General features: G+C 70.8%; 7 protein-coding genes. 4 read left to right on the plus strand and 3 right to left on the minus strand.

The window, feature by feature from the left end; translation table 11 throughout:
- Positions 1–217: 217 nt before the first annotated feature.
- On the minus strand, positions 218–3,172 hold the full coding sequence (locus IE140_RS30560) for an FAD-binding and (Fe-S)-binding domain-containing protein (protein WP_150195700.1): 2,955 nt from the start codon (positions 3,170–3,172) through the stop codon (positions 218–220).
- A gap of 51 nt (positions 3,173–3,223) precedes the next feature.
- Positions 3,224–3,724, minus strand: coding sequence for a MarR family winged helix-turn-helix transcriptional regulator (locus IE140_RS30565; protein WP_150195698.1), 501 nt, complete (start codon positions 3,722–3,724; stop codon positions 3,224–3,226).
- A 112-nt stretch (positions 3,725–3,836) separates the two neighbouring features.
- On the opposite strand from IE140_RS30565, the gene IE140_RS30570 reads away from it, so the two are divergent.
- The 3 genes from IE140_RS30570 (at position 3,837) to mltG (ending at position 7,642) form a co-directional block, all read left to right on the plus strand.
- Entirely contained in the window at positions 3,837–5,654 is a 1,818-nt protein-coding gene (locus tag IE140_RS30570; RefSeq protein ID WP_150195696.1) for an ABC transporter ATP-binding protein, read from the plus strand.
- 79 nt (positions 5,655–5,733) lie between these two features.
- Positions 5,734–6,345, plus strand: coding sequence for a hypothetical protein (locus tag IE140_RS30575; protein ID WP_150195694.1), 612 nt, complete (start codon positions 5,734–5,736; stop codon positions 6,343–6,345).
- A 436-nt stretch (positions 6,346–6,781) separates the two neighbouring features.
- Positions 6,782–7,642, plus strand: a complete 861-nt coding sequence (mltG, locus tag IE140_RS30580) for an endolytic transglycosylase MltG (protein WP_150195691.1) — start codon at positions 6,782–6,784, stop codon at positions 7,640–7,642.
- Positions 7,643–7,670: 28 nt separating this feature from the next.
- Here mltG and IE140_RS30585 read toward each other — a convergent pair whose 3' ends face one another.
- Positions 7,671–8,783 (minus strand): NAD(P)-binding domain-containing protein, encoded by a 1,113-nt coding sequence (locus IE140_RS30585; RefSeq protein WP_229826955.1) that lies wholly within the window; start codon positions 8,781–8,783, stop codon positions 7,671–7,673.
- Positions 8,784–9,471: 688 nt separating this feature from the next.
- Here IE140_RS30585 and IE140_RS30590 point away from each other — a divergent pair.
- Positions 9,472–9,897, plus strand: coding sequence for a YjbQ family protein (locus tag IE140_RS30590; RefSeq protein ID WP_150195688.1), 426 nt, complete (start codon positions 9,472–9,474; stop codon positions 9,895–9,897).
- Positions 9,898–10,163 lie beyond the last annotated feature (266 nt).

Consider the following 10,163-nt stretch of genomic DNA (forward strand, 5'->3'; position numbering starts at 1 on the left):
CGGTCCCGCCGTACGGATACGGGCGGGCGGGACCGGGGCTCGGTAAGGACCCTGGAGGGTGAGGCTGATGGTGCGCAAGGGAAGTATTTGGACTCTTGTCCTCAAACCTTGGACTTTTCTCGCGGCGCGCCGAAGCCCCGACTGGTGCAACCAATCGGGGCCGCAAGACGCTCATCTGTGCAGGCCGGCGGGGGTGCTGACGCCCGCCGTCACCGACTCACGGGAGAGTCGGCCGGGTGGCGTGTTCCAGTTCGATCAGCGCCGAGCGGTACGGGTGCCCGGTGGCGCGTTCCATGCCGATCTCGCACATCCGGTTCGCCGACAGATAGGCGTCGTAGGGGCGGCGGCCGACCTCGGCGGCCTCCTTGGCCGTCGCCGAGTCGGTCAACTCCTTGTGGAGCATGCCCCGGTCGCCCGCGAACGCGCAGCACCCCGCGTCGTCCGGGACCACGACCTCCTGCACGCAGGCCTCGGCCAGCGCCCGCAACTGCCCCACATCACCCAGGTGTTCCATCGAGCAGGTCGGATGCAGGACCGCCGAGCCGGCCGTCCGGAACACCGTCAGATGCGGCAGCAGCTCCTCGGCCGCCCACACCAGCGAGTCCACGACGGTCAGTTCGCGGTGGAGCGCCCGGTTGTCCCCGGTGAGGTAGGGCACCACCTCCTCGGCGATGCCCAACGTGCACGAGGAGGCGTCCACGACCAGCGGCAGCGTCCCGCCCGCCGTCCAGCCCCAGGCGGCCTCCACGATCCGGTTCGCCATGATCCTGTTGCCCGCGTCGTATCCCTTGGAGTGCCAGATCGTCGCGCAGCACGTGCCCGTGACGTCCTCGGGGATCCACACCGGCTTTCCGGCCCGCGCGGACACGGCGACCACCGCCTCGGCCAGGGAGAGAGCGGGCCCCGCGCCGCCGTCGTCGGGCCCGGCGAAGATACGGTTGACGCAGGCCGGGTAGTACACCGCGCTCGCCCCGACGCGTGCCGTGTCCGGCAGTTTCCGCGCCGCCGCACCGGGGATCTGCGGCAGCCACTCCGGTACGAGATCGGGACGCACGGCCTTGCGGGCGAGCCGCGTCACGGCCTGGAGCGGCGCGTCACCCACCCGGTCCCCGACCGTGTCGGCCGCCGCCACGGCCAGCCGCGCCGCAACCTCCACCGCTCGGAAGTTCTTCGCGGTGAGCGCCGCGATCCGCTCCTCGCGCGGAGTGTGCCGGCGGTGCCGGAAGCCCTTCATCATCGCCCCGGTGTCGATGCCGACCGGGCAGGCGAGTTTGCAGGTGGAATCCCCGGCGCAGGTGTCCACGGCGTCATAGCCGTACGCATCCAGAAGGCCGGACTCCACCGGTGAGCCGTCGATCTGCCGCATCATCTCCCGGCGCAGCACGATCCGCTGGCGCGGAGTGGTGGTCAGATCCTCACTGGGACAGGTCGGTTCGCAGAAGCCGCACTCGATGCACGGGTCAGCGACCGCCTCCACCTTCGGAATGGTCTTCAGGCCCCGCAGATGGGCCCGTGGATCCCGGTCCAGCACGATGCGCGGGGCGAGGACCCCGGCGGGGTCGATGACCTGCTTGGTCCGCCACATCAGCTCGGTGGCGCGCGGCCCCCACTCCCGCTCCAGGAACGGCGCGATATTGCGTCCGGTGGCGTGCTCCGCCTTGAGCGACCCGTCGAACCGGTCCACCACCAGCGCGCAGAACTCCTGCATGAACGCGTCGTACCGGGACACGTCGGCCGGCTTCGCCGCGTCGAACGCCAGCAGGAAGTGCAGATTGCCGTGTGCCGCGTGACCCGCCACCCCGGCGTCGAACCCGTGGCGCGACTGGAGCTCCAGCAGCGCGGCGCAGGCGTCCGCCAGCCGGGCGGGCGGCACCGCGAAGTCCTCCGTGATCAGGGTGGTGCCCGAGGGCCGGGAGCCGCCGACGGCGGTGACGAACGCCTTGCGGGCCTTCCAGTACCCGGCGATCGTCCCGGCGTCCCGGGTGAACGCGTTGGTCACGGACGCCGCCGGACGCACGAGGTCCAGACCGGCCACGACGGCGCCCGCCGCCCGCTCGAACGCCGCCTGGCCCGCCTCGTCGGCAGCCCGGAACTCCACCAGCAGCGCGGTCGTCTCCCGGGGCAGCGCCGCCCAGTCCGCCGGAACGCCCGGCACGCTGACGGAGGCGCGCAGGGTGTTGCCGTCCATCAGCTCCACGGCGATCGCGCCCGCCTCGTTGAACAGGGGCACGGCGGCAGCGGCGGCGGTGAGGGAGGGGAAGAACAGCAGGCCGCTGGAGACCCGCCGGTCGAGCGGGAGGGTGTCGAAGACGACCTCGGAGATGAAGCCGAACGTGCCCTCGGAGCCGACCATCAGCCCGCGCAGGATCTGCACCGGCGTCGCCCCGTCGAGGAAGGCGTCCAGGCGATAGCCATTGGTGTTCTTGATCGTGTACTTGGCGCGGATCCGGGCGGTCAGCTCCGCGTCCGCCTCGATCTCCGCCTTCAGCTCCAGCAGCCCCGCGCACAGCTCCGGTTCGGCGTGGGCCAGCTCCTCGTCGGCGGCGGGGTGCGCGGTGTCGACGACGGTGCCGCTCGGCAGCACGAAGGTGAGCGAGGCGAGCGTGCGGTAGGAGTTGCGGGTGGTGCCCGCCGTCATGCCCGAGGCGTTGTTGGCGACGACTCCGCCGAGGGTGCAGGCGATGGCGCTGGCCGGATCGGGGCCCAGCAGCCTGTCGTACCGGGCCAGGGTGGCGTTGGCCCGCATGACGGTGGTGCCCGGCAGGATCCGGGCCCGCGCCCCGTCGTCCAACACCTCGACTCCTGTCCAGTGACGGCGCACGTCGACGAGGATGTCCTCGCCCTGCGCCTGGCCGTTGAGGCTGGTGCCCGCGGCGCGGAAGACCACGGATCGGCCTTTGCCATGGGCGTACGACAGGATCGCGGACACGTCGTCGAGGTCCTCGGGGACCAGCACGACCCGGGGGAGGAAGCGGTAGGGGCTGGCGTCGGAGGCGTACCGCACGAGGTCGGAGATCTTCCAGAGCACCTTGTCCGCGCCGAGCAGCGCGGTCAGCTCGCTCCGCAGCGGCTCCGGGGTGCCGCCCGCGCTGCGGTCGGTGACCCGGTCGGGGGCGGGTTCCCGCGCCGTTCCGGGACGCAGGGCTTCCGGGTCGGGCTCCAGCAGCGGCATGTCGGCCTTCCCCTCGGCTCGGCGCTCAGCGATGGCACGCGGCAACGGTGCTCAGCAGTGGCGCTCCGGCATTCCGTCGACCAGAGCGGACAGCAGATCGCCGAACACCTCGCGCTGATCGGCGGTCAATGGAGCCAGGATCTCCTCTGCGGCGGCCCGGCGCGCGCTGCGCAGGGATCGCAGTGTGGCGCGTCCCTCGTCCGTGATCTCGATGCGGACCACCCGGCGGCTGTCGGGATCCGGGGCGCGGCGCACCCGGCCGCTCGCCTCCAGGCCGTCGACCAGCGTGGTCACGGCACGCGGGACGACGTCGAGCCGGCGGGCCAGATCCGCCATCCGGGGGGCCGCGTCGTAACTCGCGACCGTCCGCAACAGCCGGAACTGGGCCGGAGTGATGTCGATCGGCTCCAGCTGGCGGCGCTGGATGCGGTGCAGCCGCCGGGTGAGCCGCAGCAGCTGCTCGGCGAGCAAGCCGTCCCGGGAATCCCGGGAATCCCGGGAATCGCGGGAATCAGGGGAGTCGGAGGGGTCAGGGGAATCCGGAGCGTCCATGCGGGAACAATATCAGGACCTTGTTCATTGTGAGTACAGGTAACAATGAGCTAGGCTCTCACTGCGCGAGCCGGGACTGCCCGGCCCCGCCTCACGCCCGACGAAGGAGCCCATGAAACCCGACGAACCCACGTGGACACCCCCGCCCGATGCCCGCACCGACGCCGACCGGCCGCCCGCCGAGGTGCGCCGCATCCTCCGCCTCTTCCGCCCCTATCGTGGCCGCCTGGCCGTCGTCGGCCTGCTGGTCGGCGCATCCTCCCTCGTCGGGGTCGCCTCCCCGTTCCTGCTGCGCGAGATCCTCGACACCGCCATCCCGCAGGGGCGCACGGGCCTGCTGACCCTGCTGGCGCTCGGCATGATCCTCACCGCCGTGATGACCAGCGTCTTCGGCGTGCTCCAGACCCTCATCTCGACCACCGTGGGCCAGCGCGTCATGCACGACCTGCGCACCGCCGTCTACACCCAGCTCCAGCGGATGCCGCTCGCCTTCTTCACCCGGACCCGCACGGGAGAGGTCCAATCCCGCATCGCCAACGACATCGGCGGTATGCAGGCGACGGTCACCTCCACCGCGACCTCGCTGGTATCCAACCTCACGGCCGTCATCGCGACCGTCGTCGCCATGCTCGCCCTCGACTGGCGGCTCACCGTCGTCTCGCTGCTCCTGCTGCCGGTCTTCGTCGCGATCAGCCGCCGCGTCGGCAATGAACGCAAGAAGATCACCACCCAGCGCCAGAAGCAGATGGCTGCGATGGCCGCCACCGTCACCGAGTCGCTCTCGGTCAGCGGCATCCTCCTCGGCCGCACGATGGGCCGCTCCGACTCCCTCACCCAGGGCTTCGCCGAGGAGTCCGAGCGCCTGGTCGACCTCGAAGTGCGCTCCAACATGGCCGGCCGCTGGCGGATGTCCACGATCGGCATCGTCATGGCCGCCATGCCCGCCGTCATCTACTGGGCGGCCGGACTCACCTTCGCGTCCGGGGCCGCCGCCGTCTCCATCGGCACGCTCGTCGCCTTCGTGACGCTCCAGCAGGGGCTGTTCCGCCCGGCGGTCAGCCTGCTCTCCACCGGCGTCCAGATGCAGACCTCCCTCGCCCTCTTCCAGCGCATCTTCGAGTACCTCGACCTCACGGTGGACATCACCGAACCGGAACACCCGGTCCGGCTGGAGAAGATCCGCGGCGAGGTCGCCTTCGAGAACGTCGACTTCAGCTACGACGAGAAGAACGGCCCGACGCTGACCGGCATCGACGTGACCGTCCCAGCGGGCGACAGTCTCGCGGTCGTCGGATCCACCGGCTCCGGCAAGTCCACCCTCAGCTACCTGGTGCCCCGGCTGTACGACGTCACCGGCGGCCGGGTCACGCTCGACGGCATCGACGTCCGCGACCTGGACTTCGACACCCTTGCCCGGGCCGTCGGCGTCGTCTCCCAGGAGACGTACCTCTTCCACGCCTCGGTCGCCGACAACCTGCGCTTCGCCAAGCCGGAGGCCACCGACGAGGAGATCGAGGCAGCGGCCCGCGCGGCGCAGATCCACGACCACATCGCCTCCCTGCCCGACGGCTACGACACGATGGTCGGCGAGCGCGGCTACCGCTTCTCGGGCGGCGAGAAGCAGCGTCTGGCCATCGCCCGCACCATCCTGCGCGACCCTCCGGTGCTGATCCTCGACGAGGCGACCAGCGCGCTCGACACCCGTACGGAACAGGCCGTGCAGGAGGCGATCGACGCCCTGTCCGCCGGACGGACCACGCTCACCATCGCACACCGGCTCTCCACCGTCCGCGACGCGGACCAGATCGTCGTCCTGGAGGACGGCCGGGTCGCCGAGCGCGGTACGCACGAGGAACTGCTCGACCGCGACGGCCGCTACGCCGCCCTGATCCGCCGCGACTCCCACCCGGTCCCGGTCCCGACTTCCTGACCACCCCTTGCCGGGCCGGCCCTCGATCAGACCGCCCTGACGTCACCGCCAGAGCCCGCATACGGCATGATCGCCGCGCATGAGAGCTCTCCTCGGGGTGGAACTCCCCGGCTACCGCACCGTTGACACCGACGCCTGGCTGAACGACCACGGCGATGTGCTGTCGCTGCACTTCTTCGACCTGCCGCCGGACCTGCCGGCCGCGCTGGACGACGGCCCGGCCCTGCGGCACGGCCTGACCCACTTCACCGCACGAGCGGGCGGCGGCCTCATCGAGGCGTCGGTGAAGCGCCTGGGTGAGCTGCGCGCCCTGCGGCAGATACTCAAACTGCCGCTGCCGAACCAGCCCAGCGGCCAGGCGTTCATCGGCAGCTTCACGGTGCCGCGCGCCGGATGCAGCACCGTCGTGAAGATCCAGGCGGCGGAACGCGGTATGACGGGTATGCGGGAAGCCGTGGTGATGGCCAAGCTCGGCCCCGACCAGTACTTCCGGCCGCACCCCTACGCCCCCGAGGTCCAGGGCGGGCTGCCCTTCCATGCGGCGGACCACGTTCAGTGGGACGCGGAGTTCCCGGACCACCCGCTCACCCGGGTCCGCCGGACGCTCGACGCCCTCGCGGCGGCGGTGACGGTGGCACCCGAGTTCGCCGCGCTGCCGCCCTTCACCGGACCGGCTCAGGCGAACGGCTGAGCCGACCGGCTGCGTACACAGCACACAGGGCACACGGCGCACGCAGCACACACGACGGCGCCGCCGCTCCCGTGGGACGGGGAGCGACGGCGCCGGGCGGAGCAATGGTCAGACGAGCCAACCCACGAAGTGGACGACGCCGGCAAGCAGGTTGGTCAGGAAGTTCATCTGGTCTTTCTCCTTGTACGTGGTGCATCTGTGGGACTGCGCAGTAGCGGTCTGCAGCCCGTTGACTGCGCTCTGCAATCATCGCGCCCCGGACGAGTGAAGAGCAACGAATCCCCTGACGATCACGCGTTCCAGCGAACATCCGATCCCTTGTTCGTGTGTTCTGGCTACGGGTGTTCTGTCCGCGCCGTACGGCGTTCGTGTCGCCGGGGCCGACGCCGTGGTCGGGCTACCGGCCCTGGCTCGCACCCCGGGTTAACGTGCCCGCATGGTGAACGAGTCCCCGGACGCCCGACCCCGTCGCAGACTCCGCCCGACCCGCCGCGGAAAGATCGTCCTGGTCGTCGGCGCACTGCTCGTCGTGACGGCCGCCGTCCTGATCCCCCTGTCCCTGACCGGATCGGACGAGCCGCCGAAGAAGCAGGAGACACCGCAGAGCACGCTGATGATCCCCGAAGGCCGCCGAGTCTCCCAGGTGTACGAAGCGGTCGACAAGGCGCTCGACCTGAAGCCCGGCAGCACGCTGAAGGCCGCGTCGACGGTGGACCTGAAGCTGCCCGCCCAGGCCGAGGGCAACCCCGAGGGGTACCTCTTCCCTGCCACGTATCCGATCGACGACACGACCGAGCCCGCGGGCCTGCTGCGCTACATGGCCGACACCGCCCGCAAACACTTCGCCGCGGACCATGTCGCGGCCGGGTCCCGGCGCAACAACGTCTCTGTCTACGACACGGTCACGATCGCCAGCATCGTCCAGGCCGAGGCCGACAGCCCGGCCGACATGGGCAAGGTGGCCCGCGTCGTCTACAACCGGCTGCTGAAGGACATGCCGCTCCAGATGGACTCCACCATCAACTACGCCCTCAAGCGCTCCACCCTGGACACGTCGACCGCCGACACCCAGTTGGACAGCCCGTACAACAGCTACCGGATCAAGGGCCTGCCGCCGACGCCCATCGGCAACCCGGGGGAGGAGGCGCTGCGCGCCGCCGTCAGGCCGACGCCCGGCCCCTGGCTCTACTTCGTCACGGTCGGACCCGGGGACACGCGCTTCACCGACAGCTACGACGAGCAGCAGAGGAACGTCGAGGAGTTCAACCGCAGCCGCGGCTCCGCCACGACGGGCTGACCGAATCGTCAGACGGGCGCGGGGGGATTCACGCCCCCGGCACGGGCTCGGGCACGGAGGCGACCGCCGAGGCCTCTCCGCCGCCGCCCGTCTCCTTCAGCAGCCGCATGACCGACCGGACCGCCGCGCGGCCCGCGCGGTTCGCGCCGATGGTGCTGGCGGAGGGGCCGTACCCGACGAGATGGACGCGCCCGTCCCGTACGGCACGGGTGTCCTCCGCCCGGATGCCACCACCCGGCTCGCGCAGCTTCAGTGGGGCCAGATGGTCCACGGCGGGCCGGAAGCCGGTCGCCCAGAGGAGCACGTCGGTCTCGACGGTACGGCCGTCGTCCCAGGCCACACCGGTAGGCGTGATCCGGTCGAACATCGGCAACCGGTCCAGTACGCCCTCGGCCCTGGCCCGCCGCACGGCATCGTTCAGTGGCAGCCCGGTCACGCTGACCACGCTCTTCGGCGGCAGCCCGTTGCGTACCCGCTCCTCCACCATCGCCACGGCCGCCCGCCCCCACTCCTCGGTGAACGGACCTTCGCGGAAGACCGGTTCACTGCGGGTCACCCAGAAGGTGTCGGCGGCGAACTCGGCGATCTCCATCAGATGCTGCGTACCGGAAGCGCCGCCCCCGACCACGAGGACGCGCTGCCCCGCGAACTCCTCGGGCCCCGGGTAGTTCGCCGTGTGCAACTGCCGCCCCCGGAACGTCTCCTGGCCCGGATAGCGCGGCCAGAACGGCCGGTCCCAGGTGCCGGTCGCGTTGATCAGGGCCCGCGTCGCGTACGTCCCCTCGGACGTCTCCACCAGCAGCCGACCGCCGCTTCCCTCCCGTACGGCGCTCACCTCCACGGGCCGGTGGACCCGCAGGCCGAAGCGGTCCTCGTACGCGGCGAAGTACGCGCCGATCACCTCCAACGAGGGCCGGTCGGGGTCGGCCCCGGTCAGCTCCATGCCCGGCAGCGCGTGCATCCCGTGGACCTTGCCGTACGTCAGCGAGGGCCAGCGGAACTGCCACGCGCCGCCCGGCCGGGGCGCGTGGTCCAGCACGACGAAGCCGTCGTCCGGCTCCAGCCCGACGCGACGCAGATGGTAGGCGGCGGACAGTCCCGCCTGACCCGCGCCGATGACGACCACGTCCAGATCGCGCACCCCAGAAATGTTCACGCTTCTACTAACTCGTCGGGCGCCCGGGATCTTCCCGAGCGCCCGACGAACATCACCGCACGGCGAACCCACCGCGGAGCCGCCCCCAACCGCGACCGCCGGACGGAGGCCGGGACGACGGCTTCCAGTTCGGGCGGCGTACGCGTCGGCGCGGAGGGCTTCTCGTGGGCGGCCGGTATCGCGGACGGCGGTGCATGGCTGACGGTCATGACAGCTCCAGGAAGGGACGCAAGGGTGCGCACAGAAGGAATGCGGGCGAGGCGAGGGGCAGGCGGGCAGCGGGCCGGCGCGTGACGGACATGCCGGAGCAACCCCGTAACCACGCATCGCCAAGGACCGACGGAAAACCGGCAAGGCAAAGCGGGAGATGGGGCGGGGAGGCTCAGCGGATGCTGGCGCGGATGCGCAGCGGCACGGAGCCGTACGCGACTACAGCAGAAGGAGCGACGTAGTCCGGGGTGCAGCGAGGACGCGGCCCGGAGGTCGCTGAGGGAACGTCAGCAGCCACAACAACACGCGGCGGAAGCCACTCGCAGCAGGTCGATGTGACCGCGCGAAGTGAGCAGAGCTGATCGGGACATGGCGCTGAACGTAGTCATCCGGTTGGGACACGGTGAATGGTGTCTCGGAGCGTGGACGCCTCATCTCAGCCCGGTGAGGTGATGATGGAGGCATGTCCGATTCCTTCACCACCACGGTCCTGAACATCACCACGGGTACGACCGAGACGGTCACGGACCTGACGCGCGCCTGCGAGGAGTTCCTCACCCGCACCGCCCCCGGCCGCGACGGCCTCCTCAACGTCTTCGTACCCCACGCCACGGCCGGCATCGCCGTTCTGGAAACCGGCGCGGGCAGCGACGACGACCTCCTGACCGCCCTCCACCACCTGCTGCCCGCCGACGACCGCTGGCAGCACCGCCACGGCAGCCCGGGCCACGGCCGTGACCACGTACTCCCGGCCCTGGTACCGCCCCACGCCACGCTGCCGGTGATCGGCGGGCGGCTGGAGCTGGGGACGTGGCAGTCGGTCTGCCTCGTGGATACGAACCGGGACAACCCGGACCGCACGGTCCGTCTCAGTTTCCTCGGTCCGTGAGCTGCACTGGTGCGACTGTAAGGGGATCCTCCGGCCGTACCAACCGAGTAGCACCTGGGGCGCCGGGTGAGCCTGTCACATCTGACGGCGGGCTCTTCGTCTGCTGGTGGTGCACTCCTCTGCTCGGTTTGACCTGCGGTGAACCGCTCCGGGATCGGTGGAGGCTCTATGCGTTGACTCCAGCCGCCGGTTGGGGCTGGTGTTGAGCGTAGTGGTTGGTCTCGTGCTCGTGGGGCGGGATGTCGCCGATCGCTGTGTGGAGGCGC

Source organism: Streptomyces parvus, assembly GCF_014648875.1.
Classification (GTDB): Bacteria; Actinomycetota; Actinomycetes; order Streptomycetales; family Streptomycetaceae; genus Streptomyces; species Streptomyces parvus.